The organism is Arthrobacter sp. YAF16 (genome assembly GCF_052113385.1).
In the GTDB taxonomy this organism is placed as follows: Bacteria; Actinomycetota; Actinomycetes; order Actinomycetales; family Micrococcaceae; genus Arthrobacter.
This window is the reverse complement of the sequence record NZ_JBFRDC010000010.1, coordinates 1-25,906: the sequence shown is the minus strand read 5'-3', so window position 1 is coordinate 25,906 and position 25,906 is coordinate 1. Positions and strand designations below refer to the sequence as shown.

Genomic DNA, 25,906 nt, shown 5'->3' with positions numbered 1-25,906 from the left:
GCGACGGCCACCCGGGCGCCGTTGCCCCGGATAATTGTGACCCTACTCACAACTGCCATTGGGTACAACCACCCTCGAATAAATTGAGCATTCTGCCCTGTCTGGCCCTTTGGGACCGTGCTAACCTTGCGCATTATGCAAGCTTTGGATGGCACCGACACCCGCCTACTTTCGGCCATGGCGAGGGATCCCCGGCGTACCGTGGTGGCACTGGCGCAGAAGCTGGGCTTGTCGCGCAATACGGTGCAGGCCCGGATGGCCCAGCTGGAGAAAAAGCACGTCTTCCTCTCCTTCGAACGCCGGATCAACCCGGCCGCCCTGGGCTATCCCCTGATGGCGTTCATCTCCGTCCACGTCCAGCAGCAGAAACTGGGCCAATTGGCGGTGGAACTGGCGGGCATCCCGGAAATCCTGGAAGGCTACGGCCTCACCGGTTCCGCCGACCTGCTGCTCCGGGTGGTCGCCCTCGACGCCGAGGACCTCTTCCGGATCAACGGCAAGATCCTCGCCTGCGACGGCGTGGAGCGCACCGATACCGCCCTGGCCATGGGTGAACTGATTCCCTTCCGGATCCAGCCGCTGCTGGAACGCGGCTCCGCGGAGGCCTGAGCCGTTCACCTGGCTGCCTGGCAACCGCAAGGCAAAGAGGAGCCCCCGTGCAACTGCACGGGGGCTCCTCGTCATTGGTGTTGCCTGCCGGGGCCGCCTGCTTGTGGTCCGCGGCCCGGCCGGGCGTTTAGTGGTTGGTGGCCTTTTCGGCGCCCACCCCGGTCAGGGAGCGGACCTCCATTTCGGCCTGCTTGGTGGTGTCTTCGAGCTTCTTGTCCAGGACCGTGCCCAGCCAACCCAGCAGGAAGGCGAGCGGGATGGAGACGATGCCGGGGTTGCTCAACGGGAAGATCGCGAAGTTGGCCCCCGGGATCATCGACGTTTTGGCGCCGGAGACCACCGGGGAGAGCGCGATCAGGATGATGGCCGAGCCGAGCCCGCCGTACATGCTCCAGATGGCTCCCTGGGTGGTGAACCGGCGCCAGAACAGCGAGTACACGATCGTGGGCAGGTTGGCCGAGGCCGCCACCGCGAAGGCGAGTGCTACGAGGAACGCGACGTTCTGTCCGTTGGCGAAAATTCCGCCGATGATGGCGAGCAACCCGATCACGACGACCGTGCGACGGGCAACCTTGACCTCGGTATTGGCGTCGGCCTTGCCCTTGGCGATGACGCTGGCATAGATGTCATGCGCGAAGGACGCTGCCGCCGTGATCGTGAGGCCGGCGACGACGGCCAGGATCGTGGCGAACGCCACCGCGGAGATGAATCCGAGCAGCAGGGGTCCGCCCAGGTGGAAGGCCAGCAGCGGCGCTGCCGAGTTGACGCCGCCCGGCGCCCCCTTGATCGTGTCGGCACCCACCAGCGCGGCTGCGCCATAGCCCAGGACCAGCGTGAACAGGTAGAAGATACCGATCAGCCAGATGGACCACACCACGGACTTGCGGGCTTCCTTGGCGGTCGGAACCGTGTAGAAGCGCATCAGGACGTGCGGCAGGGCCGCCGTGCCGAGGACGAGCGCCAGGCCAAGGGACATGAAGTCAAGCTTGGAGGTCTCGGTCTTGCCGTACTGCAGGCCCGGGTTCAGGATGCTCGGGTTCTTCGAGGTTTCCACCGCGCCGCCGAGCAGGTCGGAGAGGTTGAAGCCGTAGATGGCCAGCACCCAGAAGGTCATGACGGCCGCGCCGGCAATGAGCAGCATGGCCTTGATGATCTGGACCCAGGTGGTGCCCTTCATCCCGCCGATCAGCACATACATGATCATCAGGGCGCCGACGACGACGATCACGAGCGCCTGGCCGCCCCAGTCGCTGATGCCCAGCAGCAGCGAGATCAGGCTGCCGGCTCCCGCCATCTGGGCCAGCAGGTAGAAGAAGCAAACGGCCAAGGTCGAGATGGCCGCGGCGATGCGGACCGGGCGCTGCTTGAGCCGGAATGAAAGGACGTCGGCCATGGTGAACTTGCCGGTGTTGCGCAGCAGTTCGGCCACCAGGAGCAACGCGACGAGCCACGCCACGAGGAAACCGATGGAGTACATGAAGCCGTCATAGCCGTTGATGGCGATGGCGCCGGTGATACCGAGGAACGAAGCCGCAGAGAGGTAGTCGCCGGCGATCGCGGTGCCGTTTTGCGGGCCCGTGAAGGAGCGGCCGGCGGCATAGTAGTCCGCCGCGGTCTTATTGTTTCGGCTCGCCCTGACGACGATGACCATGGTGATCGCGACGAACAGGGCGAAGATGCCCATGTTCAGCGCGGTGGTGTCCTTGAGATCCGCAACGTTGACCGCGGGAACCATAAACGTCATTTTGTTTCTCCGCTCACTCGGTTGCCGTGCTTGTCGAACTCGTGGCCTTCGATTCCGTGGCGGATATCGGCGGCGATCGGGTCCAGTTTCCGGTTCGAGTAGCTGACGTACCAGCCGGTGATGGCGAACGTGGAGACGAACTGCAGCAGGCCCAGGATCAGGCCGATGTTGATGTTGCCCCAGACCTTGGTGGACATGAAGCCCACCGCGTAGTCGGCCAGCAGGACGTAGGCGAAGTACCACAGCAGGAATGCGATGGCCATCGGAAAGACAAAGCTGCGGTGACGTTTACGCAGTTCCTGAAACTGCTCCGTCGATTGGACTTCCTTGAAGTCCACGAACGCCGGTGCGTCCGTTTCTTGGGCTTCGTGACCCATCGTTCCTCCTCATTGAGACTGGCGAGCCACCCCCGGGTACCCCGGGCTCCGGGAAACAGACTTCCGGCCTTGTGTGACTGCAATCACTGTGCCTCGTGATGCGTATTACATTCCAGCACCGCCGTGTTTCCCGTCGCTCAACGGTCGCGATGCTGCGCCCAACGGCGCCTTTCGGCCGTTCCGCCGGTGTTCTCCCCCGGCCTGCGGGCCGCCACGCTACGCTGGCAGCATGCCGGACTCTCCCCTCTTCACCGCCGCGGCGATCGCCGTGATCGCCTTGGCAATCGCCGTCGTCGTGGCTGTCGGGCTCAAGGTCCTGCGCTCCTTCCGCGAGCTGGGTACCGACGCGGAACGCGCCACCTACAAGACGTTGCACGCGGCGTCCCGCGCCGGCCAGTATCTGCGCACCGGACTGAACCCGGCCGGCGCAGCCAAGGCGAGCCGCCAGCTGCGCAGCCTGCTGGGCTGCGATGCCCTGGCGATCACCGACACGACCGGGGTGCTGGCCTGGGACGGTGCCGCCGAAGAGCTCAAGCCCGCCTTGATGGGCCTCGCCGCCAAGGTACTGGAAGGCGGCCACACCGCCGTGATCCCGGCAGGCGAACTGCAACTGCTCGCCAACGGCAAGGCCGCCGCGCCGCTGGCCCCCGGGACGGAACGCGCCGTCGTGATCGCCCCGATCAAGGCCAGCACCCGGGTGGTGGGCGTGGTGGCGGCCTTCGCCCCGGCGGCCGGCGCGGGGCTGGTGCGCGCCACCAGTGAGGTGGCCGACTGGGTGGCGACGCAGGTGGAACTGGCCGAGCTGGACGCGTCCCGGACGCTGCTGATGGAGGCCGAGGTCCGTGCGCTCCGGGCCCAGATCAGCCCGCACTTCATCTACAACTCGCTGAACGCGATCGCGTCCTTCATCAACACCGACCCGGTCCGCGCCCGCGAGCTGGTGGTGGAGTTCGCGGATTTCACCCGATATTCCTTCCGCCGGCACGGCGACTTCACCACGCTGGCCGAGGAACTGCGCTGCATTGACCGGTACCTGCTCCTGGAGCGCGCACGCTTCGGCGACCGGGTGCAGGTGAGCCTGCGGATCGCCCCCGAGGTGCTCAGCACCGTCATCCCGTTCCTGAGCCTGCAGCCGCTGGTGGAGAACGCGGTCCGGCACGGGCTGGAGGCCAAGGAGGGCCCGGGCCACATCAGCATCACGGCCAACGACTCGGGCGCCTTCGCCGAGGTGACCATCGAAGACGACGGCGTCGGCATGGATCCGGAGAAACTGCGTGCCGTCCTGGCCGGGCACAGCGACGGCGAACACGTCGGCCTGCACAACGTCGATGCCCGGCTGCGACAGGTGTACGGCGAGGACAACGGCCTGGTGATCGAGACGGCGCCGGGCGAGGGCACCCTGATCACCATGCGGGTGCCCAAGTCCCAGCCGCGGCACGACGCCTGAGTCCGTACCCGGCAGTACCCTAGAACCATGATTAACGTCCTCGTCGCCGATGACGAGCTGCCCGCTGTCGAGGAGTTGGCCTTCCTGCTGGGCCGGGACGAGCGGATCGGGGCGATCCACCGTGCTTCCTCCGGCGCCGAGGCGCTGCGCGCCCTCGAGTCCCAGGAGGTCGACGCCGTGTTCCTGGACATCCATATGCCGGCCCTCTCCGGCCTGGACATCGCCCGGGTCATCGCCCGCAGCGCCAAGCCTCCCGCCGTCGTCTTCGTCACCGCCGACGAGGACTGCGCGCTGGAGGCGTTCGAGCTGGCGGCCGTCGACTACCTGCTCAAGCCGGTCCGCGCCGAGCGGCTGGCCAGGTCGATCGGCCGCATCAGTGAGCTGATCCGTGAGGGGGCACCGGCGCCGGAGATGATCACGGTGGATCTGGGTGGAACCACCAAGATGATCCGGCGCGAGGACGTCACCTACGTCCAGGCGCAGGGCGACTACGCCAGGCTGCACACCGCGGACGCCAGCTACCTCATCCGGGTGCCGCTGGCAGACCTCGAGCAGCAGTGGGCCGATGCCGGGTTCCTGCGTATCCACCGCTCGTACCTGATCGCCCTGAACCACGTCGGCCACATGAAACTGGCCGCGGCCCGTCCCAGCGTGACCGTCGCCGGGGCCGAACTGCCGATCAGCCGCCGGCACCTGCCGCCGGTCCGGGAGAAACTCGAGGCGACCCGGATCCGGCCGCAGGCATGACCCGGGTCCGCGTCACCGCACCGCGCAGCTTCAAGGTAGGCAGCGCCGCGTCAGGCAGCATCGCCGCCGGGCGCTCGGCCGCCGACACGCGCGAGGCCGCCGAGGAATCCGACGCCGGGCAGGTGTTCGTCCGCTCTCTAATCCGCTCCCAGCTCCGGCTTGGCATCGTGGTGGCCGCCGGTTTCCTGCTCATCCTGCTCGCCTTCGCGCTGATACTGGGGCTGGTGCCTGGCCTGGCCGAGCTGCGGATCGCGGGGCTGCCCTTCGACTGGGTCCTGCTGGGCGCCGGGATCTACCCGGTGATCGGGCTCAGCGCCTGGCTGTACGTCCGCACGGCCGCGCGGAACGAGTCCCGCTACCGCGACCTGGCCGGGGACAAGTGAGGCGCGGGTGAACCCGGTCGTCGGCATCGCGGCCTTCGCGGCAGTCTCGCTGGCCACCGCCGTCATTGGTTTCTACGGCCTCAGGGTCTCGCGCACCACCGGGGATTTCTACGTCGCTTCCCGCACGGTGCGGCCCTGGTGGAACGCCTCGGCGATCGGCGGCGAGTACTTGTCCGCCGCCAGTTTCCTCGGCGTCGCCGGACTCATCCTGCTTTCCGGCACCGATGCCTTGTGGTTCCCGGTCGGGTACACAGCGGGATATCTGATGCTCCTGTTGTTCGTGGCCGCCCCGCTCCGCCGGTCCGGCGCGTACACGATTCCCGACTTCACCGAGGCCCGGTTGGATTCCCGGGCGGTCCGCCGGGTCACGAGCTTCGTGGTGGTGGTGGTCGGCTGGCTTTACATCGTCCCGCAACTCCACGGCGCGGCGCTGGCCATCCGGATCACCACCGGGCTGCCGGCCTGGGTGGGACAGGTGGCCGTAGTCGCCGTCGTGTGCGTGACGGTGGTGTCCGGCGGGATGCGCTCCATCACCTTCGTCCAGGCGTTCCAGTACTGGCTGAAGCTGACCGCGCTGGCCGTCCCTGCGCTGTTCATCCTGCTGGTGCTGGCCGGCAACGGCTCCCGTGCGGTCGCCGAGGCGTCGGTGAACCCCACCGCGATGGCCCCGGCCGGGCCCTACCAGAACATCTCGCTGCTGGTGGCGCTGCTGTTCGGGACCCTGGGGCTGCCGCACGTGCTGGTGCGCTTCTACACCAACCCGGACGGCCAGTCGGCGCGCCGGACGACCTTGATTGTGCTCGGCCTGCTCTCGGTCTTCTACCTGTTCCCGACGGCGTACGGCCTGATCGGGCGGACGTTCGCCCCGGGTCTGGCCAAGAGCGGCCAGGCCGATGCCCTGGTGCTGCTGCTGCCGGGCCGGATGATCGGCGGAACGGCAGGCGACCTGCTCTCCGCGCTGGTGGTGGCGGGCGCCTTCGCCGCCTTCCTGTCCACCACCTCGGGGCTGGTGGTGTCGCTGGCGGGTGTCATCAGCCAGGACATCCTGGGCGGCAGCGTGCGCGGGTTCCGGCTCGCGGCGCTGATCTCGGCAGTGGTTCCGCTGGGGATCGCGACCATGACGGACTCCACGGCGCTGGCCGGGAGCGTGGGGCTGGTCTTTGCCTTCACGGCCTCGACCATCTGCCCCGTGCTGTTGCTGGGCATCTGGTGGCGCGGGCTGACAGACGCCGGCGCGATCGCCGGAATGCTGACCGGGGCGGTGTCCTGCGGCGGCGCCATGCTGGCCGGCGCCATGCTGGGCTCCGCCGGCACGCCGCCGTGGCTCGCGCAGCCGGCCGCGTGGACGGTCCCGGCTGCGTTCGCGGTGATGGTCCTCGTCTCGCGGGCCACCCAGGGCCGGGTTCCGCGGACCATCACCCGGCTGATGACAAGGCTGCACACCCCGGAACGGCCGCTCGCCACCGAACGGTGACGCGCCAGTCTGTGACGCGTCGGCCGGTGGCGTCAGTCGATCGCGGCCATCAGTTCGACGACGCGGTCCAGGAAAGCGTCGACCTGGCTTTCCTCGTAGCCTTCGCGTCCGACGGCGGGACGGAAGACGGCGCGGCGGATGTTGTCCACGCTGAGCGGCTGGTCTTCCTCGAGGTAGCCGATCAGCTCGTGGCAAAGGTCGTCGACGTCGGTGGTGTTGTAACTGCGCACCTTGGCCTTGGCCGGGCGGCGGAAGCGCTGGCCGTCGGGGCGGTGCAGGCGGCCGCGGAGCAGGCCCGCGAGCCGGCCGATTTCACGCAGCCAGGCTTCCTCGCCGCGCTCCCCGATCAGTTCGTCGCGTTCCCGGCGGGCCAGGGCGTCCTCGAGGCGGTCCAGGGCCGCGTCCACCCCGGCGGCTGAGTAGCCGCCCTTGACCGGGTCGAAGGAGACGGCCCGGACATCGGCGCTCTTGACCGCCCGTCCCGCGGCCTGGGGTGTTTCGAACGAGACCCGCGCGCGCTGCAGGAACTGGTCCACCTGCTTGGCGTTGTAGCCGTACTGGTTCCGCTGCACGCGGTCAAAGGAGGCCGGGATCTGCCGTTGAATGTCCACTGTAACTATGTTTCCTTCGATGCCGTTCGGCTCTGGTTGCGCCAACTTCAGGCGTGTTTGCCCGGCACCATTCTAGGCACCGGGAGGAGGCGGGATGCCGCCTTAGCCGCCGGCGCCGGCGGAGAAGATCATGAATGCCACCGGGGAGGCGAAAACGATGGAGTCAAGGCGGTCCATGACTCCCCCGTGGCCGGGCAGGATGCTGCTCATGTCCTTGATGCCGAGTTCGCGTTTGACCATGGATTCGGCCAGGTCGCCGGCGGTCGCCGCGGCGACCATGCCCACGGCGAGGGCGGCGCCGAACCACCAGGGTTCGCCCAGCACGTAGACGCTGGCAAGGATGCCGACCAGGACGGCGCCCGCGATCGACCCGCCGAAGCCTTCCCAGGACTTCTTCGGACTGATCTTGGGGGCCATCGGGTGCTTGCCGAGGGAGGCGCCGACGAGGTAGCCGAAGGTGTCGTTGGAGACCACCAGCAGCAGCAGGGTGCCGATCTGCCAGGCCCCGATCGGCACCACACCGCCGGGCCAGGGTCCGATCGGGGTGACGCCGCCGGAGGCATGCAGCGGCAGCACGGCGAAGCTGATCAGGAACGGCACCCACGTCATCGTGAAGACGCCGGCGAAGATGCTGCGCGCGGACCCGGCCGCCCCCTCCAGGGAGCGCCACAGGAGCACCGCGACGCTGCTCAGCAGCAGCGCGAACAGTAGGCTTTCGGGGCCACCGAAGTAGGCTGCGAGCGGCATCGCCACGGTGCCCGTCATCGCCGGGATGATGGGCAGCCGGGTGCCGGAGGCCTCCAGCGCACGGAACACCTCCCAGACACCGAAAACGGCGAAGGCGGTGACGATCAGTACGAAGGCCAGGGGCAGGAACAGCAGGCCGCCGAGCACGGCGAAGAGCATGGCAAGGCCGACCGCCGTGGCGGCGGGAAGGTTCCTGCCGGCTTTGGGCGTCGGATTCTTCCGCTCTCTCCCCCGCACCCGGACGCGTGGTCCGGGTGCCTGCTGTTCGTCCCCCATCAGACCTCGAGCAGCTCGGCTTCCTTGCGCTTGAGCAGCTCGTCGATGCCGTCGACGTGGGCCTTGGTCAGGGCGTCGAGTTCCTTCTCGCCGCGGGTGCCCTCGTCTTCACCGGCTTCGCCGTCCTTAACCAGCTTGTCCAGGGTTTCCTTGGCCTTGCGGCGGATGTTGCGGATGGACACCTTGGCGTCCTCGCCCTTGGACTTGACGATCTTGACGTATTCCTTACGGCGTTCCTTGGTCAGCTCCGGGATGGTGATCCGGATGACGTTGCCATCGTTGGAGGGGTTGGCCCCCACCTCGGAGTCGCTCAGGGCCCGCTCGATGTCCCGCAGGGCGGTCTTGTCGAACGGGGTGATGAGGATGGTGCGGGCATCCGGGACAGCAAAGGAGGCCAGCTGCTGCAGCGGCGTCGGCGAACCGTAGTAGTCCACCAGGACCTTGTTGTACAGGCCCGGGGTGGCACGTCCGGTGCGGATCGAGGCGAAGTCTTCCTTGGCTACCTCAACCGCCTTGTCCATCTTGTCCCCGGCTTCGAGCAAGGTTTCTTCGATCACGTTCTCTCCTCAGAAATTGGTGCGCACCCCTTTGCCCGGGGAGCGGAGCTGTCCTAAGAACATCCTAGCCGCAGCTAGGGGGTGACTACGGTGCCCAGGTCCTCGCCGCGGATGGCCCGGGTGACGTTGCCTTCGCCCTCCATGCCGAACACCACCATGGTCAGGTTGTTGTCCTTGCACATGGTCATCGCCGTCTGGTCCATGACCCGGATATCGCGGCGCAGGGCCTCGTCGTAGCTGAGCCGGTGCAGTTTCTCGGCAGCGGGGTCCTTCTTCGGATCGGCGGTGTAGACGCCGTCGACCCCGCTCTTGGCCATCAGGACGACGTCGGCGTGCACCTCCATGGCGCGCTGCGCGGCGACGGTGTCGGTGGAGAAGTACGGCAGCCCGGCGCCGGCGCCGAAGATGACGACGCGGCCCTTCTCCATGTGCCGGATGGCGCGGCGCGGAATGTACGCCTCGGCCACCTGGCCCATGGTGATGGCGCTCTGCACGCGGGTCTCCACGCCGGCCTGTTCCAGGAAGTCCTGGAGGGCGAGGCAGTTCATCACGGTGCCGAGCATGCCCATGTAGTCGGCGCGGGAGCGGTCCATGCCGCTCTGCGAGAGTTCGGCGCCGCGGAAGAAGTTCCCGCCGCCGACGACGATTGCGACCTCGACGTCGGGAACGGCGGCCGCGATCTGCTTGGCGACTCCGCGGACCGTGTCCGGGTCAACGCCCAGTTTGCCGCCGCCGAAGACCTCGCCGGACAGCTTCAGGAGCACGCGGCGCCTGGTCTTCTTTGGCTGGGCTGAATTGTTGACGGTATCCATGGTGCCTTCCCGTTGGTGAGCTCTGAAAAAGGTTATCGTGCCGGGGGCCAAAGGCTGCATTCCGCCCCGGGCCAGCGTGAGCGGATGCATGCAAAAGGGGCGGCCACCGCAGTGACCACCCCCTCAGCGTGACTTACTTAGGAACCGACGCGGAAGCGCGTGAAAGCGGTTGCCTTGACGCCGGCCTCTTCGAGGACCTGCGCGACGGACTTCTTGGCATCCTTGGCGAATGCCTGGTCAACGAGGACCTCGCCCTTGTAGAAGCCGGTAACGCGGCCTTCCACAATCTTGGTCATGGCAGCCTCGGGCTTGCCCTCGGCCTTGGCGGTTTCCTCGGCGATGCGGCGCTCGGACTCGACCAGCTCGGACGGAACGTCCTCGCGGGTCAGGTAGTTCGGGGCCATCGCGGCGATGTGTACGGCGACGTCGTGGGCGGCGGTGGCAGCAGCTTCGCCTTCGCCGTCAACGGCGAACAGCACGCCGACCTGGGCCGGGAGGTCCTTGGAGGTCTTGTGCAGGTACGCGTCGACCGTGGGGGCCTCGATGCGGGCAATACGGCGGACGACAACCTTCTCGCCCAGGATGGCGCCTTCTTCGACGACGACCTCGGAGAGCGGCTTGCCGTCGACGTCGGTGGCCAGCAGGGTGTCGAGGTCGGCAGCGCCGGACTCAACAGCAACAGCGAGCACCTTGTCGGCGAGCTGGATGAACTTGTCAGCCTTGGCGACGAAGTCGGTCTCGCAGTTGACCTCGATCATCACGCCGACGCCGCCGTCGACCTTGGCAGCAACCAGGCCTTCCGCGGTGGAGCGGCCTTCGCGCTTGGTGGCGCCCTTGAGGCCCTTAATGCGGATGATTTCGATGGCCTTCTCGGCGTCACCGTTGGCTTCGTCAAGAGCCTTCTTGACATCCATCATGCCGGCGCCGGTGCGCTCGCGCAGAGCCTTGATATCAGCGGCAGTGTAGTTCGCCATGTGAACCCCTCTGTCTAGAAATTTTGTGTGGTGTACGGACTGACAGGACGGCTGCTCACCGAGTGAGCGGCCATCCTGTCAGTACCCCTTGCGCAGCAGGCAGCTGCCTGCAGCGGTCGGGGAGATCCAGATTTACTTGTCTGACTACTTGGCTTCGTCGGCGGTCGGAGCAGCTTCGGCAGCGTCAGCGGCCGGGGCAGCTTCGGCGGCGGGAGCCTCCGGGGCAGCCTCTGCGGCTTCCGGAGCAGCAGCTTCAGCGGCGGCCGGAGCGGCAGCCTCTTCGGCCTTGCTGCCTTCGAGGAGCTCGCGCTCCCACTCGGCCAGCGGCTCTTCCGGAGCTTCCGTGGTGCCGGTGGCGCGCTGGTTGCGGGCGATCAGGCCCTCAGCAACGGCGTCGGCAACAACGCGGGTCAGCAGGTTTACGGAGCGGATGGCGTCGTCGTTGCCCGGGATCGGGAAGTCGACTTCGTCCGGATCGCAGTTGGTGTCCAGGATGGCCACAACCGGGATGTTCAGCTTCTTGGCCTCGTCAACGGCGAGGTGTTCCTTCTTGGTGTCGACAACCCAGAGGAGCGAAGGCGCCTTGGTCAGGTTGCGGATACCACCGAGGTTGGTCTCCAGCTTGGTCAGCTCGCGGCGAAGGAGCAGCAGTTCCTTCTTCGTGTAAGCGGAACCGGCGACGTCGTCGAAGTCGATCTCTTCGAGTTCCTTCATGCGCTGGATGCGCTTGGAAACCGTCTGGAAGTTGGTCAGCATACCGCCGAGCCAACGCTGGTTCACGTACGGCTGGCCGACGCGGGTTGCCTGCTCGGCGATGGCTTCCTGTGCCTGCTTCTTGGTACCGACGAAGAGGACGGTGCCGCCGTGTGCAACGGTGGCCTTCACGAACTCGTAGGCACGGTCGATGTAGGACAGCGACTGCTGCAGGTCAATGATGTAGATGCCGTTGCGCTCCGTGAAGATGAAACGCTTCATCTTCGGGTTCCAACGACGGGTCTGGTGTCCAAAGTGGACGCCGCTGTCAAGCAGCTGGCGCATAGTTACGACGGGCATGCCGACGCTCCTTCCGGCAGGTCATTCATGAGAAAGCCCTGGGCTCTCTTACCCTGCCAATAGTTGACGGTTATTTAGCAACACCCAGGCGGGTGTTCCTCCTGGCATCCACCGCACCCCTCATCCGGACCCTGGGGCCGGACCGTAAGAGGCGCAGTCCTCCGCACCCGGAAGCCGGGCTTCGGACAGGGAGGGCTGGATACGCGTAGTCAGCCACTGCTCCCGCACTCCTGAATGAGATGTGCTGCCGCTCCAAATGACTGGAACAAAAACGGATCCAGCCAAAGTGAACAAGGCATGAGGGCACAGCAAACTGCTCCACCAAGTGTACTACAGCAGACCTGCCCGAATGGACCGTCTCGGGGTGCCCGCGGAGGGGGCTCCGAGTGTGGCTCCGGCGGGAATTCCACATAGCCTTCGAGGGGACTTTCCGGGCCCGGGCCGGCCGCCGCAGGCTGGCAGCATGAAGGCTTCTCTCTTATTCGCAGCATTGCTGCTAGTCCCGGCCCCGGCAACAGGACGGCCGGCTTCCCCGCCCGGGAGCTGGAGCTGGCCGCTCTCCCCCAGGCCCGCGGTGCTGCGCGTCTTCGACCCGCCGGACCGGCCCTGGCTCAGCGGCCACCGCGGCGTGGACCTGCAGACTGCGTACGACGGCGCTCCGGTGACCTCGCCGGCGGCGGGCACGGTCGCCTTTGTGGGCTTTGTGGTGGACCGGCCGGTGGTCACCATCGACCACGGCAACGGCCTGCGGAGCAGTTTCGAACCCGTCGCAAGCACGCTGCGGCCCGGCGACGCCGTCGCGGAGGGGTCGGTGCTGGGACGGGCGCTGCCCGGCCACTGCGGCGGGACGCCCTGCATCCACTGGGGCGTGCGGCGCGGCGACGATTACCTCAATCCGCTGGCCTTCGTGATGGACCTGCGGCCCTCCATCCTGCTGCCGCCCGTGAATCCCGGTTCGGGACAGGGCGGTTCCGGATGAAGGGCCGCAAGGGTGCTGCGCGGGACGGCCGGCGTGCACGGCCGGCCGCGGACCGATTAGACGATGGCCGAGATCCCCGTGATTGCCCGGCCGGTGACGAGGGTGTTGATCTCGTGGGTGCCCTCGTAGGAGTAGATCGCTTCGGCGTCGGAGAAGATCTTGGCCATCTCGTAGTCCGTGACGATGCCGTTGCCGCCGAGGAGGCTGCGGCCGATGGCGACACTTTCGCGCATCCGCGCCGTGGTGAACGCCTTGGCCAGGGCCGACTGCTCGTCCTTGGCCTCGCCGGCGTCCTCAAGCTGGGACAGGCGGACCATCATGCCCATCGAGCTGACGACGTTGCCGAGAATCTGCACGAGCTGGTGCTGGACCAGCTGGAAGGAGGCGATCGGGCGGCCGAACTGGCTGCGCTCGACGGCGTAGCGGCGGGCGACGTCGAACGCGGCGAGCTGCTGGCCGACGGCCTGCCACGCGACGGACAGGCGGGTAACCTTCAGGACCTTGTTGGTGTCCCGGAAGCTGTTGGCGTTGGCCAGCTTGAAGAAGTCCGGCACCACGACATTCTCGAGGGTGATGTCGGCGTTCTGGACGGTGCGCAGCGAGATCTTGTTCTCGATCTTGGTGGCAGTGTATCCCTCGGTCTTAGTGTCCACGAGGAAGCCCTTGACCTGGTTGTCGGCGAGGTCGCGGGCATAGATGACCACCCAGTCGGAGAAGGTGGCGTTGCCGATCCAGCGCTTGGCTCCGTTGAGGATCCAGCTGTCACCCTCGCGCCGGGCGGTGGTGCGCGTGCCACCGGCGACGTCGGAGCCGCCCAGCGGCTCGGTCAGGCCGAAGGCGCCGATTTTCTTCAGGGAGTAGATGTCCGGCAGCCAGGCGTCCTGCTGCTCCTGCGAGGCGAGCGCCTCGATCGAGCCGGTGAAGAGCCCGTCGTGCACGCCCAAGAAGGTGGCGATCGAGGTGTCCGCACGGGTTGCCTCGGCATGCAGGATCCCGGCGAAGAGATTCGAGTAGCCCTGGCGCTTGACCGGGCTGACCAGGTCGATCTCGGCCAGCTTCGGGATCAGGTCCATCGGGAACTCGCCGCGGTTCCAGCAGTCCACGGCGATCGGCTTCACCTCACGGGCCAGGAACTCGCGCACCTCCGCCAGCCGGTCCTTCTCCTTGCCGCTGAGCAGCTGTTCGAAAGCGAAGAAATCGCCATCGGCGTAGGGGAGGTTGTTGATGTCGATTGCAGCTTTGGACATGTTGTTCCTTCACTTGTGATCGGCAGCGATCAAAAGGGCGCGGGCTTCGCGCCGCGGATATGTTACTCGTGAGTAACATATCCCAGCTTTCGGCCGGGTGGCAAGTGACGGGGCACACGGCAGGCCATGGATCCTCACGGCAGGAGGCGAGGGGTGCGCCCGGATACCGGGTCGCAGCGGGATGGCTGCCGGATGGCAGGGGGTCGCCGGGACGGTCGCTGCGCGGGGTCGCCGGGCAGGCCGCTGCGCGGGGCCGCTGGGCGCGGTCGCTGGACCGGCCCCTGGGGCGGGAGACGAAAAGGGCCGCAGCTGACGAAGGACGTCCGCTCCGGCCCCGGGGACACGGCGTGTCCAGGGAACTGTTGATGATGTAGGGCTACTCGGACTTGAACCGAGGACCTTAGGATTATGAGTCCCGCGCTCTAACCAGCTGAGCTATAGCCCCGTGGGCCGGAACGGTCACGCCCTGACGGGCCGGACCATTCCGGGCAAAAACACTCTAGCAATAGTAGTCGCCCCGGCTCGGGCAACGACCGCCTACGGCGATCCGGGCCGCCTAGACGACCAGGTCGTCGTAGCTGGCGCCGCGGTAGATGTCCTCGAAGGTTTGCAGGGTGCGTTCGATGCTGTGGCTTTCCACCATGCTTCGGCTCGCCTTGCCCATGGCCGCACGCTCGTCCGCCGGCAACGACAGCACGCGTTCGATCTTGGCCGCCAGGTCGTTGCTGTCATTCGGCGTGAACAGGTAGCCGTTCTCGCCGTCGTGGACCAGGTGAGGCAGGGCCATGGCGTCGGCCAGCACCACCGGGGTGGACGCGGACATCGCCTCCAGGGTGACGAGGGACTGCAGCTCGGCGGTGCCGGGCATGCAGAACAGGTCCGCGCTCAGGTAGGCCCGGCGCAGTTCCTCGTCGCTGGCCAGGCCAAGGAACTTCACACGGTCCTGCAGGCCCAGCCGTTCCACCTGTGCCTCGAGTGCGGGCCGGACCTCGCCGCCGCCGACGACCTCCAGGTGGACGTCGAGCGCCGCCGGCGTCTTGGCTACGGCGTCGATCAGCACGTCGATGTGCTTTTCTTCGGCGAGGCGGCCGACGAACAGCACGGTGGGGCTGGCGTGCGGCGTTGATTCCTCGCCCGGCTTCAGTTCGTAGGCTGCGGCATCGATGCCGTTGGACAGCGGCAGGACCTTGCGCAGGAAGGCGTGCTGGTGCATGGCCTTGGCCGCGAGCGGCGTCGGCGTCGTGACGACGTCGGCCTGGCCCATGACCTTGCCCATGTCGCGCCACGACACGCGGCCGACGATGTCCTTGAACCACTGCGGGAAGGGCAGGAACGGGTTGAGGTTTTCGGGCATGAAGTGGTTGGTCGCGACGATCCTGATGCCGCGCTTGACCGCCTCGTAGAGGACGTGTTCGCCGATCATGTAATGGCTTTGGATGTGCACGACGTCCGGCTGGATCCGGTCGAACAGCAGGCCTATTTCCTTCTTGATCTCCCACGGGAAGGTGATCCGGAAGTACTCGTGGGTCGGCACCGAGTGCGAGCGGAGCCGGTGCACGGTGGCCTCGTCGCGGAACTCGCTGAAGCTCTTGCCCTTGCTGGGCCGGCACGCCAGGACATGGACGTCATGCCCGCGGCCGGTCATGCCCTTGGCCAAGCGGTAGCCGAACTGTGCGGCACCGTTGACATCCGGCGGGTAGGTGTCAGCGGCAATCAGGATGGTCAGCTTTTTGTCGGCTTGGTCATTCTCGGGCATGGTCACGGGGATAGCTCCTGGTGGTCACGGTGCGGTCAGCGGGGCTGTGGTGGCCGGCTGGCCATCGGCACAGGCGGCGGGCCTGCGCCAGAAGTCTGTGGCGCCGCCCTAGGACAGCCGTCCCGCGGCTTTCCGCGCGTCCTTCTTGCGCTTGGTGACCTCGGGGTGGTGCCTTGAAAGGGCGATCACTCCCACGATAGCAAGGAGTGCGGCCGCGCCCATGGCAATCGCCGTCACGGCGTGGACGTCGGGCCGCAACTCCCCCAGGATCACGATGCCGATCGCGATGCCGATAATCGGGTCGATGACGGTCAGTCCGGCGATCACGAGGTCGGGCGGACCTCCGGAGTAGGCGCTCTGCACAAACCATGAGCCCAGCCCGCCGGCGGCAAGGATGGCGACCAGCGTGTACCACTGGACGTTGAGCAGGAGCTGCCCGTTCGGGTCGACCAGGTGCTTGCCGATAATGCGGGTCAGGACCGCCACGAAGCCGAACAGGACGCCGGCGCCGAGGATGTACACGAAGGCGCTCATCCGGTGCTTGAAGAGCAGCGCCAGTGTTCCAAAGAGGCTTACGGCCAGGGCCAGCAGCAGCACGATGGTCAGCTCGTCCGAGCCGCTGACGTGGTGGTTTTCCTGGGTGACGTTCACAGCGAGCACCACGAACAGGGCCGAACCGGTGACGCACGAACTGATGGCCACGACGGTGGCCCGGTTCATGCTCAGCCCTTGGTCTTTGGCATTGATGATGGTGGTGATGACGAGGGCGATCGCTCCGATCGGCTGGACCACGGTCAGTGGCGCGGAGACCAGGGCGACGGCATTCATCGCCGTCCCGACGCAGAGCAGCATGAGCCCCAGGACCCAGCGCGGGTTGCGGATCAGGCGGAGCAGTCCGTGGGAACTGAGCGCCAGCCCTCCGGTGTCTGCCTTGACCGCACTCCCCTGCCGCTGGGCGCCGAAGGCCAGGAAGAAGGCGCCAAGTACCGCCAGCACAACCGCAAGCCAGACCATCAGCGGAGGCCGCCGTCGTCGATGTCGCCCTCGCTGGCGTGCTGACCGCGGGCGTTGCCGGCTTTGAGGTCCCGGCCCTTGCGGATGATGGCCCAGAAGTAGTTGTAGGCCGCGATCCAGTGCCCCACGAGGCCCAGCCCCAGGAAGATCCAGGCAGCCACAAAGTAGGCGTCGGTCCCGGGGACGGGCAGCTTGGAGAGCACCAGCAGGGGGGTGCCGACCAGCAGCAGGGCGGTGCGGATCTTGCCGGTCCGGCTCACGGGCAGGTCCGGGTGGCTGTGGAAGTAGAACAGCGAGATGGAGAGCAGCACAAGGTCCGGGACGAGCAGCGCGGTCAGGTACCACCACTCGACGACGCCGGCGATCACGAGGGTGACGGCCACCGCGATGAGCGAGAGCCGGTCCGCGATGGGATCCATGATGCGGCCCAGCTTGGACATCTGGTTGAAACGGCGGGCAATGTAGCCGTCCACCCAGTCGGTGCTGCCCATGACCGCCAGCACCAGGGCGGCGGCGCCGTATTCCTGCTTGGCCAGGACCAGCCAGATGAAGAGCGGGACGCCGAGGAACCGGACCACGGTCAGCAGGTTGGGAACGGTGAAGACCAGGTCGTGATGGATCTGGGGCTGCCCGGGGCGTGTGCCAGCGCCGATGAACTTCATCCGTTCCCCCTTTCCACAGCCGGCAACGATTTAGTGTCGGAGTTCAGGGCGAAGCCTAGCCCTTGAGGAGTCGGCGCAGCAGGAACACGAGCGCCGTTGTGGAAGCTGCAAGGGCGGCCAGCGGTTTCCAGCGCTTGCCGAGTTCGGCCGCGGTTCCAGACCTGTTGGCCGTGGCACCGGGGGTAGCGGCCCTTTCGCCCGAGGCCTTGGCCTGGCTGCGGAACCCGGCGATCTTGTCGTCCACGAGCTCCCTGCCCTCCTCCAGCTTGTGCTGGGTGGCGGTGAGGAGGGCCTGGGCCTGGGTCTTGACGTCGAGTTCCTGGCCGAGCTCGTCGCGCACGCCGGTGAGGTGCCGGCGGCGCGTCTCGAGCCGGCGGCGCAGCTCGTCCTCGGTCGGGGCGGGGCCCAGATCGGGCTGTTCTGCGGCCTTCTTGGCTTCCTTTTCGGCCTTAGCCTTTGCGGCAGCCTCTTCCTTGGCGGCTTTGGCTGCCTTGGCCTGCGGGGAGTTGGGGTCAAGGACGGCGGGGTCGAAGGAAGAGCCTTCCTTCGCAATGCCGAGGTCGTATTTGAGGCCGCGGATGGTCTCCTCGGGGAGCAGCGGCATGGCCTTCTTGAACCGGCCGTAGCCGATCAGGCCCACGATCAGGGCAATTACCAGGAAGGCGGCGCAGACCAGCAGGGCCGCGAGCCAGGCCGGCATGACGGTGGCCAGGCCCATGATGGCCGCCACGATGAGCCCGATCACGAGGAAGGCGACAAAGACGAGGGCGACGCCGAAGAAAGCTGCAGCGACCCCGAGCTGGATGCCCTTGCGCTTGAGTTCGGCCTTCGCGAAGGCAATCTCGTCATTGAGTTGCCGGGGTGCCAGCTTGAAGATCAGTTTCAGGGTCTTGGGCAGCGCGGAAAGGCGCAGCCCCCCGTTTGTCCTGCCGGTGTGCCGTCCGCTCATCGGTTCCGCCTAACTGGTTCCATCTGTGATTCCGCTTCCGCTGGATTGCCGGGTCTGCGCGGCTTCGCGCACTCCCAGGTGTCAAAACTACCATTCAGGGTCCGGCCGGCGTCCCGCGCGCGCCCGTCGGGACGGGCGTGGCGGGCTGGGCCGCCGTGCGGCGGCTTACGACGGCGCCCGGCGAGCACCGCGTCGGCGTCGTCGGGCTGCCTGGTGCGGACGACGACGGGCTGCCTGGTGCGGACGACGACGGGCTGCGCCGGGTAAGCGCGACGGGCTGCGCCGGGCAGGCGCCGCGGTCGACGCCGGGCGGGCCTAGGATTGACCTCTGTGCATACACACAGCAATCCCGGGGACTCCCTGACCCGCCGTCGGAAGCTCCTCTACATCCTGATGCTCGGCGCCTTGACGGCCCTTGGGCCGTTCACGGTGGACCTCTACCTGCCGGCATTTCCTGCCCTGGAGGCGAGCCTCGGTGTCACCGAGGCCGCAGTGCAGCTGACCCTGACCGGCACGACGGTAGGTTTCGCCCTGGGCCAGCTGGTGGTGGGGCCGCTGAGCGACAAGTTCGGACGACGTCTTCCCCTGATCCTGGCCACCGCGGTGCACATCGGAGCCTCGCTCGGGGCCGCCCTTTCCACCGACATCGGCACGCTGGGCCTCTTCCGCGTGCTCATGGGCATCGGTGCCGCCGGCGGCGGCGTGGTGGCGATGGCGATGGTGCGGGACCTATTCAGCGGCTACGCGATGGTCCGGATGTTCTCCCGGATGGCGCTCGTCAACGGCCTGGCCCCGATCCTGGCACCGGTCATCGGATCGCAACTGCTGCTGCTGATGCCGTGGCCGGGCATCTTCTTCTTCCTTGCCGGCTACGGCAGCTGCGTGATCATCGCGGCCGTGTTCGTGGTGCGCGAGACCTTGCCGCGCGAACTGCGCGGCACCACAGGCCTGACGGTCCGCCAGCGCTACGGCGTCCTTTTCGCCGACCGGATCTTCGTTGGCCTGCTGCTGCTGGGCGGCATGAACTTTGGCGGTCTCTTCACATATCTCTCGGCCTCGCCGTTCCTGTTCCAGGACGTGTACGGCTTCTCCCCGCAGCAGTATGGCCTGCTGTTCGGCATCAACTCGCTGGGGATCGTCGCTGGGGTCCAGACCAGCTCCAGGCTCATCAAGCGCGTCCCGCCGCAGTGGATCCTCGCCTGCTCGACGGCGTGGATGTTCCTCATGGCGGTGCTGATCGTGGTCTTCGACCAGCTGGGCTTTGGCCTGTGGGGCGTCATGGTGCCGCTCTGGTTCTACATCCTGGGCGCCGGATTCACCTTCCCCTGCGTCCAGGTGCTGGCCCTGGCCAAGCACGGCGCCCAGGCCGGAACCGCAGCCTCCCTGCTCGGTGCCGCGACCTTCCTGATGGCCGGCATCATCTCCCCCGTGGTCGGCTGGCTGGGCCTCGGCTCGGCGACGCCGATGGGGGCCGTCCAGGCCGGCTGCATCCTCCTGGCGGCCGCGTCACTCTGGCTCGTGGTCCGGCCGCGGACCGTGCCTTCCATCCACTAGCACCGGCCGCCCTTTGGGGGACATGCCCCACGCACGGCACGCGCGGGTGGGTATGCCCCCTGCGGAGACGACAGGGTGGACATGCCCGGTCCCCGCGACCAAGAGTGGACATAACAGGCATATGTCCATGCTTCGAGGCGCAGAAGGGGCATGTCCGATGGCAGGCACGGGCACCGCACATGCTCCCAGGGTGGACATGCCCAGTCCCCGGGACCAAGAGTGGACATAACAGGCATATGTACATGCTTCGACGCACCGTAGGGGCATGTCCGATGGCAGGCACGGGCACCGCATATGCTCCCAGGGTGGACATGCCCAGTCCCCGGGACCAAGAGTGGACATAACAGGCATATGTCCATGCTTCGAGGCGCACAAGGGGCATGTCCGGCGCCGGACGGCACCTAGGGGCATGTCCAGCAGCGGAGGCTGGGCTGGGCTGGGGCCATGCTGCCCTGTTCGCGGCCTGCGGCTGGCGATAAAGTTGTTGTGTGCCTGACTGGCAGGACCCTCCTCCCCTACCGGCCACGTGGCAGCGGTGCGACGACGGTATTCTGCCTCTGTGGTGGGAGCGGCTGTGCTCGCAGACCAGCCCCCAGTCGGCGGCCCTCTATGCGGCCGGGCTGTTCACTGAGGACCGGCGCCGGCCGATCGCGCAGTGGTACAACCCAGCCTACGACTCAGCCCTGCTGGTGGCCCCCGAGACCTCGCCCGAATGGCCGGTGCAGCGCTTCGGCATCTTCTACGCGCCCCCGCGTGGCGGCTTCACCCGCGTCCATTCGTCGGCCCACGAGTGGCACCCGCGGGAGCCGCGGCAGTCTCCCACGGAGGAGGAAGCCTTCCAGGCCGCCGTGGCCGAGGCGGAGCGCTTCCTGCAGGTAGAGATGTTCTTCGTCTAGGGAGCACCGGAGAGGGTATCGAGGCAAGAAAAAAGGCCCCGCAGCCGGTTATTCACCGGCCGCGGGACCTGTCTGCTCCTCCTGCTGGACTTGAACCAGCAACCCTTCGATTAACAGTCGAATGCTCTGCCAATTGAGCTAAGGAGGAATGAAGCAGGTATGACATTAGCAAAGGTTTTACCGCTAGGGAAATCGGCGGCGCGGGAGACGGAGGGCGCGCACTCCGCCCCGACCGCATACCCCCTCCGGGTATACAAAAAGTCCCCGTCCCGGTGACCCGGAACGGGGACTGTGCGCTCCTCCTGCTGGACTTGAACCAGCAACCCTTCGATTAACAGTCGAATGCTCTGCCAATTGAGCTAAGGAGGAATGAAGCGGATATAAGCCTAGCAAACACCGTGCCGGGAAGCGAAATTGGCCGCCCAGCGGGGCAATCAGGAGTCCATGCGGAGCGAGCGCCGCTGCATCTCCAGTTCCATGAGTTCCCGATTCAGCCGCTGGAATGCTTCCGGGTCCGCCGTGGCGTCGAGACGCTGCAGCTGGCCCATCTTGTCGGCCTTGACCCGGGTGATTTGCAGCTCGAACAGCCGCGCCAGAATGTCGCGGCAGTAGCGTTGGACGGCTTCGGCGGTGCTGGCTGGCAGCGGCACGACGGCGAGTTCGGACACGAGCGGCCGGAGCGGTTCAGGGACCTCCTGCAGCAGCTGCTCGACCCACCGCGCAGGGTCACCGATGGAACCCGGACCGGAGGCACGGATCGCTTCGTGGATCGCCAGGTAGGCGGGCGTGGAGAACCGCGCCTCGGAGAAACGCTGCCATGTCGCCCCCTCAAGGGTCGAAGGATGCTGGAGTACCACCTCGAGCGCCTGGCGCTCCATCGCGGCCACCGGGTCGCGCGGGTCGGGCCGGTTGAAGGCCGGCAGCGTGGCCGACGGCGGCAGGGGCGCCACGCCCGGGGCGGCACCGGGGGCCGTTCCGGCCGGGCGCGTCGGGTTCTGGCCATGGCCCTGGCCATATCCCTGTCCGGCGCCTCCGGACGTTCCCTGGGCGTTGCGTTTGATCGCGGCGCCAACGGCACGGCTGACTTCCTCGACCGGCATGCCCAGCCACCCCGCCAGTTCGCGGGCGTAGGCGGGCCGGATGCCGGCATCACGGATTTGGGCGACCACTGGAGCCGATTCTCGCAGGGCCGCGATCCGTCCCTCGACGGTGTCCAGGTTGTGCCGCCTCAGGCTGGCGCGGATCGCGAATTCGAACAGCGGCCGGCGGGTGCCGATCAGGTCCCGGACGGCGGAGTCGCCCTTGGCCTGTCGCAGCTCGCAGGGGTCGGATCCGCCGGGTTCCACTGCGACGTAGGTCTGCGCCACGAAGCGCTGGTCCTCTTCGAAGGCGCGCAGCGCCGCCTTTTGGCCTGCGGCGTCGCCGTCGAAGGTGAAGATGACTTCTCCCCCGCTGCCGTCGTCGGAGAGCAGCCGGCGGGCAATCTTGATGTGCTCGGTGCCGAACGCCGTGCCGCAGGTGGCCACCGCCGTCGTGATCCCGGCCAGGTGGCAGGCCATCACGTCGGTGTAGCCCTCCACCACCACCAGTTGGCGGTCCTTGGCGATGTTCCGTTTGGCGAGGTCGATCCCGTAGAGGACCTGCGACTTCTTGTAGAGCGCGGTCTCGGGGGTGTTGAGGTACTTTGGGCCCTGGTCGTCCTCGTAAAGCTTGCGGGCGCCGAAGCCGATGGTGTCGCCGGCGATGTCGCGGATCGGCCAGATCAGCCTGCCCCGGAAACGATCGTAGATCCCCCGTCCGCCCTCGGAAAACATGCCGGTGAGTTTGAGTTCCGCGTCGGTGTAGCCGCGGCCGCGAAGGTGCTTGAGCAGCGAGTCCCAGCCCTGCGGGGCGTAGCCGACGCCGAACTGTTCCGCCGCGGCGCGGTCGAAGCCGCGGCCGTAGAGGAAGTTCCGGCCCTCGGTGGCGCCCGGGGTCAGCAGCTGCGCGCGGAAGAATTCGTCGGCGATCTTGTGCGCGTCGAGGAGGCGCTGGCGGCGGCCGATTTCCTCGCGGTTGGGGCCGGACCCGCCGTCCTCGTAGCGCAGTTCATAGCCGATCCGGGCAGCGAGCTTCTCCACGGCCTCATGAAAGGTGGTGTGGTCAAGTTTCTGCACGAAGGAGATGACGTCGCCGTCCTCGCCGCAGCCGAAGCAGTGATAGCGGCCCACCTGAGGGCGCACGGTGAACGAGGGCGAGCGCTCATCATGGAAGGGACACAGGCCCTTGAAGGACCCCAGCCCGGCACCCTTGAGGGTCACATAGCCGTCGACAACTTCCTTGATGTCGGTGCGCTGGCGTACCTCGTCGATGTCTTCACGTTTTATCAGGCCGGCCACGGTGCCATCCTAGTACCCGGGTACGACGCCGGTCGGCGGCGTATGGCGCCTGTCACCCGCACCGTCACCACAGCGACGGCAGGCTGCCGACGAGCCGTTCGTACATGGCCAGCGCGGAGCCGTCGGTCAGTGAGGCGACCTGGTCGATGACAACGCGCAGCCGGGCGCCGTCGTCCTCCGCGGCGCGCCAGTCGGCGGCGAACATCGGCTCCAGGTGGCGGTCGCCGCTAGCGCTAAGCGCGGTCACGAGCGCGTGCAGGACCTCGCGCTGGCGTTCGTAGATGGGCTGCCGGTGTTCGGTGGTCATCACGAACGTGGTGGCCAGGCCCTTCATCACGGCGATCTCCATCACGGTCTCGTCCGGGACGATGAGTTCGGCGTTGTAGCGGGTGAGATTTTCCGGGCCGTAGACGGTGCGGGTGGTCTCGAGCGCGCTTTGGCAGAACCGGCCGATCAGCTGGCTGGTCATGTCTTTGAGCGCAGCCATGGACTTGCGGCTGCCGTCGGCCTCGCGGACCCAGACACTCGTGGCCTCCAGCCGGGCCAGGGCGGCGTCGATGGCGGCTGGATCGTTGTGCGGCAGGTACCACTGCTTCGCGTAGCCCACCACCCGGGCGCGGTGGTCGGGATTGTCCATCCAGCGAAGCTGGAAGTGCCCGGCGACGATCGCGTCCTCGACGTCGTGCACCGAGTAGGAGATGTCGTCCGCGAGGTCCATGACCTGGGCCTCCAAGCAGGAGCGCCGCTCGGGTGCCCCCTCGCGGATCCAGTCGAAGATCGGCAGGTCGTCCTCGTAGGCGCCGAACTTGCTGGTCCGCTGGCCGTGGATCACCGGCGCGTTCTCGGCCGACCACGGGTATTTCGCGGCGGCGTCGAGGCTGGCGCGGGTCAGGTTAAGGCCGGCGGGGCGGCCGTCCGGGGCCAGCACCTTGGGCTCCAGCCGGGTCAGCAGGCGCAGCGTCTGGGCGTTGCCTTCGAAGCCGCCGATCGCGTGCGCGACCTCGTTCAGGGCCGACTCGCCGTTGTGGCCGAACGGCGGGTGGCCGAGGTCGTGGCTGAGGCAGGCGGTGTCGACGACGTCGGGGTCGCAGCCCAGGGCGCGGCCGAGTTCACGGCCCACCTGCGCCACCTCGAGGCTGTGGGTCAGCCGGGTGCGGACGAAGTCGTCCGTGTCCGGCGCGACCACCTGGGTCTTGGCCCCGAGCCGGCGCAGCGCCGAGGAGTGCAGGACGCGGGCGCGGTCGCGTTCGAAGTCGGAGCGGTAGGTGCTCTTGGGCGGCTCCTCGACCCAGCGGGCGCAGTCGCGGTCCACGTAGCCGTCCAGCACGGGCGCGCTCGTCCTGGTTTCAGCCACCGGAGACATCCAGTTCGGCGAAGGAGATGTCGCGGGTCTGTTCGGAGTCCAGGCTGCGGTTGAGCAGCCAGTCCTTGGGCAGGGCGGGCTTCTTGGGTGAACCGGCGCGGCCGCGCGGGCCCTCGGCGTCGGCGCCCGGGTAGGGTGAATCAAGGTCCAGTTCGTCCAGGGTGCCGCGGAGCACCTCGAGGCTTGTCACGAGCGCCAGCCGGTTCCGCAGCTCGCTGCCCACCACGTACCCCTTGAGGTACCAGGCCATGTGTTTGCGGATCTCGCGGAGGGCCTTGCCCTCGTCGCCGAAGGTCTCAACCATGAGTTCGGCGTGCCGGTAGATGCTTTCCGCCACCTGGCGGAGTGCCGGGGTGTGGCGGACGTCGCTGCCCTCGAAGGCAGCCATGAGGTCACCGAACAACCATGGCCGGCCCTGGCAGCCGCGGCCCACCACGACGCCGTCCACGCCGGTCTCGCGGACCATCCGCACCGCGTCTTCGGCGGACCAGATGTCGCCGTTGCCGAGGACCGGGATGTCCGGGAGCGCCTCGCGCAGCCGTGCGATGGCGGACCAGTCGGCCTTGCCGGAGTAGAACTGCGCGGCGGTGCGGCCGTGCAGGGCGACGGCGGCGACGCCGGAGTCGCGGGCAATGCGGCCGGCGTCGAGATACGTGAGGTGGTCATCGTCGATGCCCTTGCGCATCTTGATGGTCAGCGGGATGTTGCCCCTGGACGCTTCCTTCACCGCGGTCTGGACGATCGAGGTGAAGAGATCCGTTTTCCAGGGCAGCGCCGAGCCGCCGCCGCGCCGGGTCACCTTGGGCACCGGGCAACCGAAGTTGAGGTCGATGTGGTCCGCGCGGTTCTCCTCGACCAGCATCCGGACGGCCTGGCCGACGGTCACAGGGTCCACGCCGTAAAGCTGGACGGAGCGGACTTTCTCGTCCTCGTCGTGCGAAATGATGCGCAGCGATTCGGGCGTGCGCTCCACCAGGGCACGGGAAGTCACCATCTCCGCCACGTACAGGCCGCCGCCGTATTCACGGCAGAGCCTGCGGAAGGCGGAGTTGGTGATGCCCGCCATCGGAGCCAGGATCACGGGAGTGTCCACCGTGAGGGGACCCAGCTTCAGGGGCGGCAGTTCCAGCTTGGGGGCGGGAGGCGTTGCTACAACAGTCACCCGTCCATTGTCTCAAAGCCGGGCAAATCGGCGGGATCCAGGCCGGCTATGTGGAAATCGCGGCGTGTACCGGGCGGCGCGCAGCGGCCCGGTCAGCCGGGCACGGCGGCGCGTCGGCCGCGGCGGCCCGCCGGC

General features: G+C 67.4%; 24 protein-coding genes and 3 tRNA genes. 8 read left to right on the top strand and 19 right to left on the bottom strand.

All coding sequences use genetic code 11. From position 1 onward, the window contains the following. Positions 1-135 precede the first annotated feature (135 nt). On the top strand, positions 136-609 hold the full coding sequence (locus AB4Y91_RS15540; RefSeq protein WP_441419327.1) for an Lrp/AsnC family transcriptional regulator: 474 nt from the start codon (positions 136-138) through the stop codon (positions 607-609). A gap of 127 nt (positions 610-736) precedes the next feature. Here AB4Y91_RS15540 and AB4Y91_RS15535 read toward each other — a convergent pair whose 3' ends face one another. Further along, positions 737-2,353 carry a solute symporter family protein gene (locus tag AB4Y91_RS15535; protein WP_441419326.1) on the bottom strand — a complete coding sequence of 539 codons (1,617 nt, stop codon included), beginning with the start codon at positions 2,351-2,353 and terminating at the stop codon, positions 737-739. Then, complete coding sequence (locus tag AB4Y91_RS15530) at positions 2,350-2,730, bottom strand: DUF485 domain-containing protein (RefSeq protein ID WP_441419325.1); 381 nt, start codon at positions 2,728-2,730, stop codon at positions 2,350-2,352. Before AB4Y91_RS15530 ends, AB4Y91_RS15535 begins: the two co-directional genes overlap by 4 nt. A 229-nt stretch (positions 2,731-2,959) precedes the next feature. On the opposite strand from AB4Y91_RS15530, the gene AB4Y91_RS15525 reads away from it, so the two are divergent. The 4 genes from AB4Y91_RS15525 to AB4Y91_RS15510 are packed head-to-tail and all read left to right on the top strand — an operon-like array spanning position 2,960 to position 6,781. After that, a complete protein-coding gene (locus tag AB4Y91_RS15525) occupies positions 2,960-4,177 on the top strand; it encodes a sensor histidine kinase (RefSeq protein ID WP_441419324.1) in 1,218 nt (405 codons plus the stop codon). Positions 4,178-4,204: 27 nt separating this feature from the next. Continuing rightward, the gene (locus AB4Y91_RS15520) at positions 4,205-4,924 is read left to right on the top strand and encodes a LytR/AlgR family response regulator transcription factor (RefSeq protein WP_175323149.1); all 720 of its coding nucleotides are present in this window, start codon (positions 4,205-4,207) and stop codon (positions 4,922-4,924) included. Next, positions 4,921-5,307: a hypothetical protein gene (locus AB4Y91_RS15515; protein ID WP_441419323.1), complete on the top strand. Its 387-nt coding sequence runs from the start codon at positions 4,921-4,923 to the stop codon at positions 5,305-5,307. Before AB4Y91_RS15520 ends, AB4Y91_RS15515 begins: the two co-directional genes overlap by 4 nt. Positions 5,308-5,314: 7 nt before the next feature. Beyond that, entirely contained in the window at positions 5,315-6,781 is a 1,467-nt protein-coding gene (locus AB4Y91_RS15510) for a sodium/solute symporter (RefSeq protein ID WP_441419322.1), read from the top strand. 32 nt (positions 6,782-6,813) lie between these two features. Here the strand turns inward: AB4Y91_RS15510 and AB4Y91_RS15505 are convergent, their stop codons facing one another. The 6 genes from AB4Y91_RS15505 to rpsB all read right to left on the bottom strand — a co-directional run bounded on the left by AB4Y91_RS15505 (position 6,814) and on the right by rpsB (position 11,811). Further along, positions 6,814-7,392 (bottom strand): DivIVA domain-containing protein, encoded by a 579-nt coding sequence (locus AB4Y91_RS15505; protein ID WP_441419321.1) that lies wholly within the window; start codon positions 7,390-7,392, stop codon positions 6,814-6,816. Between the two features lie 102 nt (positions 7,393-7,494). Further along, positions 7,495-8,415 carry a phosphatidate cytidylyltransferase gene (locus AB4Y91_RS15500; protein ID WP_441419320.1) on the bottom strand — a complete coding sequence of 307 codons (921 nt, stop codon included), beginning with the start codon at positions 8,413-8,415 and terminating at the stop codon, positions 7,495-7,497. Beyond that, positions 8,415-8,972 (bottom strand): ribosome recycling factor, encoded by a 558-nt coding sequence (gene frr, locus AB4Y91_RS15495; protein ID WP_138769830.1) that lies wholly within the window; start codon positions 8,970-8,972, stop codon positions 8,415-8,417. The genes AB4Y91_RS15500 and frr overlap by 1 nt, the downstream gene beginning before the upstream one ends. A 74-nt stretch (positions 8,973-9,046) precedes the next feature. Beyond that, positions 9,047-9,784 (bottom strand): UMP kinase, encoded by a 738-nt coding sequence (gene pyrH, locus AB4Y91_RS15490; protein WP_138769831.1) that lies wholly within the window; start codon positions 9,782-9,784, stop codon positions 9,047-9,049. A 137-nt stretch (positions 9,785-9,921) separates the two neighbouring features. Continuing rightward, positions 9,922-10,758, bottom strand: a complete 837-nt coding sequence (tsf, locus tag AB4Y91_RS15485) for a translation elongation factor Ts (protein ID WP_441419319.1) — start codon at positions 10,756-10,758, stop codon at positions 9,922-9,924. A gap of 144 nt (positions 10,759-10,902) precedes the next feature. Then, positions 10,903-11,811, bottom strand: coding sequence for a 30S ribosomal protein S2 (gene rpsB, locus AB4Y91_RS15480; protein WP_441419318.1), 909 nt, complete (start codon positions 11,809-11,811; stop codon positions 10,903-10,905). Between the two features lie 463 nt (positions 11,812-12,274). On the opposite strand from rpsB, the gene AB4Y91_RS15475 reads away from it, so the two are divergent. Continuing rightward, positions 12,275-12,790 carry a murein hydrolase activator EnvC family protein gene (locus tag AB4Y91_RS15475; protein ID WP_441419317.1) on the top strand — a complete coding sequence of 172 codons (516 nt, stop codon included), beginning with the start codon at positions 12,275-12,277 and terminating at the stop codon, positions 12,788-12,790. Between the two features lie 56 nt (positions 12,791-12,846). Here AB4Y91_RS15475 and AB4Y91_RS15470 read toward each other — a convergent pair whose 3' ends face one another. The 6 genes from AB4Y91_RS15470 to AB4Y91_RS15445 form a co-directional block, all read right to left on the bottom strand. Continuing rightward, a complete protein-coding gene (locus AB4Y91_RS15470; protein WP_441419316.1) occupies positions 12,847-14,037 on the bottom strand; it encodes an acyl-CoA dehydrogenase family protein in 1,191 nt (396 codons plus the stop codon). A gap of 371 nt (positions 14,038-14,408) precedes the next feature. Beyond that, positions 14,409-14,482 (bottom strand) — tRNA-Ile (locus tag AB4Y91_RS15465). Positions 14,483-14,593: 111 nt separating this feature from the next. Beyond that, positions 14,594-15,793, bottom strand: coding sequence for a glycosyltransferase (locus tag AB4Y91_RS15460; RefSeq protein WP_441419370.1), 1,200 nt, complete (start codon positions 15,791-15,793; stop codon positions 14,594-14,596). 108 nt (positions 15,794-15,901) lie between these two features. Beyond that, the gene (locus AB4Y91_RS15455) at positions 15,902-16,807 is read right to left on the bottom strand and encodes a DMT family transporter (RefSeq protein ID WP_441419315.1); all 906 of its coding nucleotides are present in this window, start codon (positions 16,805-16,807) and stop codon (positions 15,902-15,904) included. Continuing rightward, a complete protein-coding gene (locus AB4Y91_RS15450) occupies positions 16,807-17,469 on the bottom strand; it encodes a CDP-alcohol phosphatidyltransferase family protein (RefSeq protein WP_441419314.1) in 663 nt (220 codons plus the stop codon). Before AB4Y91_RS15450 ends, AB4Y91_RS15455 begins: the two co-directional genes overlap by 1 nt. A gap of 55 nt (positions 17,470-17,524) precedes the next feature. Then, complete coding sequence (locus tag AB4Y91_RS15445) at positions 17,525-18,418, bottom strand: phage holin family protein (protein ID WP_441419313.1); 894 nt, start codon at positions 18,416-18,418, stop codon at positions 17,525-17,527. A 393-nt stretch (positions 18,419-18,811) separates the two neighbouring features. On the opposite strand from AB4Y91_RS15445, the gene AB4Y91_RS15440 reads away from it, so the two are divergent. Further along, complete coding sequence (locus AB4Y91_RS15440) at positions 18,812-19,972, top strand: multidrug effflux MFS transporter (protein ID WP_441419369.1); 1,161 nt, start codon at positions 18,812-18,814, stop codon at positions 19,970-19,972. 488 nt (positions 19,973-20,460) lie between these two features. Further along, on the top strand, positions 20,461-20,868 hold the full coding sequence (locus tag AB4Y91_RS15435; protein ID WP_441419312.1) for a hypothetical protein: 408 nt from the start codon (positions 20,461-20,463) through the stop codon (positions 20,866-20,868). A 75-nt stretch (positions 20,869-20,943) separates the two neighbouring features. Here AB4Y91_RS15435 and AB4Y91_RS15430 read toward each other — a convergent pair. From AB4Y91_RS15430 to dusB, 5 genes are all read right to left on the bottom strand, one after another. Then, positions 20,944-21,016: transfer RNA gene (locus tag AB4Y91_RS15430), tRNA-Asn, on the bottom strand. Positions 21,017-21,164: 148 nt separating this feature from the next. Then, positions 21,165-21,237: transfer RNA gene (locus AB4Y91_RS15425), tRNA-Asn, on the bottom strand. 65 nt (positions 21,238-21,302) lie between these two features. Beyond that, the gene (dnaG, locus tag AB4Y91_RS15420) at positions 21,303-23,246 is read right to left on the bottom strand and encodes a DNA primase (RefSeq protein WP_441419311.1); all 1,944 of its coding nucleotides are present in this window, start codon (positions 23,244-23,246) and stop codon (positions 21,303-21,305) included. Positions 23,247-23,310: 64 nt separating this feature from the next. Then, positions 23,311-24,609, bottom strand: coding sequence for a deoxyguanosinetriphosphate triphosphohydrolase (locus AB4Y91_RS15415; protein ID WP_441419310.1), 1,299 nt, complete (start codon positions 24,607-24,609; stop codon positions 23,311-23,313). Beyond that, the gene (gene dusB / locus AB4Y91_RS15410) at positions 24,593-25,771 is read right to left on the bottom strand and encodes a tRNA dihydrouridine synthase DusB (protein ID WP_441419309.1); all 1,179 of its coding nucleotides are present in this window, start codon (positions 25,769-25,771) and stop codon (positions 24,593-24,595) included. The genes AB4Y91_RS15415 and dusB overlap by 17 nt, the downstream gene beginning before the upstream one ends. Positions 25,772-25,906 lie beyond the last annotated feature (135 nt).

Bases quoted from the DNA above. Each gene is read 5' to 3' on its own strand.
- AB4Y91_RS15515 (WP_441419323.1), top strand. From the start codon at position 4,921: ATGACCCGGGTCCGCGTCACCGCACCGCGCAGCTTCAAGGTAGGCAGC.
- tsf (WP_441419319.1), bottom strand. From the start codon at position 10,758: ATGGCGAACTACACTGCCGCTGATATCAAGGCTCTGCGCGAGCGCACC.
- pyrH (WP_138769831.1), bottom strand. From the start codon at position 9,784: ATGGATACCGTCAACAATTCAGCCCAGCCAAAGAAGACCAGGCGCCGC.
- AB4Y91_RS15535 (WP_441419326.1), bottom strand. From the start codon at position 2,353: ATGACGTTTATGGTTCCCGCGGTCAACGTTGCGGATCTCAAGGACACC.
- AB4Y91_RS15415 (WP_441419310.1), bottom strand. From the start codon at position 24,609: ATGTCTCCGGTGGCTGAAACCAGGACGAGCGCGCCCGTGCTGGACGGC.
- AB4Y91_RS15520 (WP_175323149.1), top strand. From the start codon at position 4,205: ATGATTAACGTCCTCGTCGCCGATGACGAGCTGCCCGCTGTCGAGGAG.
- AB4Y91_RS15450 (WP_441419314.1), bottom strand. From the start codon at position 17,469: ATGAAGTTCATCGGCGCTGGCACACGCCCCGGGCAGCCCCAGATCCAT.
- AB4Y91_RS15530 (WP_441419325.1), bottom strand. From the start codon at position 2,730: ATGGGTCACGAAGCCCAAGAAACGGACGCACCGGCGTTCGTGGACTTC.
- AB4Y91_RS15455 (WP_441419315.1), bottom strand. From the start codon at position 16,807: ATGGTCTGGCTTGCGGTTGTGCTGGCGGTACTTGGCGCCTTCTTCCTG.
- AB4Y91_RS15525 (WP_441419324.1), top strand. From the start codon at position 2,960: ATGCCGGACTCTCCCCTCTTCACCGCCGCGGCGATCGCCGTGATCGCC.
- AB4Y91_RS15500 (WP_441419320.1), bottom strand. From the start codon at position 8,415: ATGGGGGACGAACAGCAGGCACCCGGACCACGCGTCCGGGTGCGGGGG.
- AB4Y91_RS15540 (WP_441419327.1), top strand. From the start codon at position 136: ATGCAAGCTTTGGATGGCACCGACACCCGCCTACTTTCGGCCATGGCG.
- AB4Y91_RS15470 (WP_441419316.1), bottom strand. From the start codon at position 14,037: ATGTCCAAAGCTGCAATCGACATCAACAACCTCCCCTACGCCGATGGC.
- AB4Y91_RS15440 (WP_441419369.1), top strand. From the start codon at position 18,812: ATGCTCGGCGCCTTGACGGCCCTTGGGCCGTTCACGGTGGACCTCTAC.
- rpsB (WP_441419318.1), bottom strand. From the start codon at position 11,811: ATGCCCGTCGTAACTATGCGCCAGCTGCTTGACAGCGGCGTCCACTTT.
- AB4Y91_RS15460 (WP_441419370.1), bottom strand. From the start codon at position 15,793: ATGCCCGAGAATGACCAAGCCGACAAAAAGCTGACCATCCTGATTGCC.
- AB4Y91_RS15475 (WP_441419317.1), top strand. From the start codon at position 12,275: ATGAAGGCTTCTCTCTTATTCGCAGCATTGCTGCTAGTCCCGGCCCCG.
- AB4Y91_RS15445 (WP_441419313.1), bottom strand. From the start codon at position 18,418: ATGAGCGGACGGCACACCGGCAGGACAAACGGGGGGCTGCGCCTTTCC.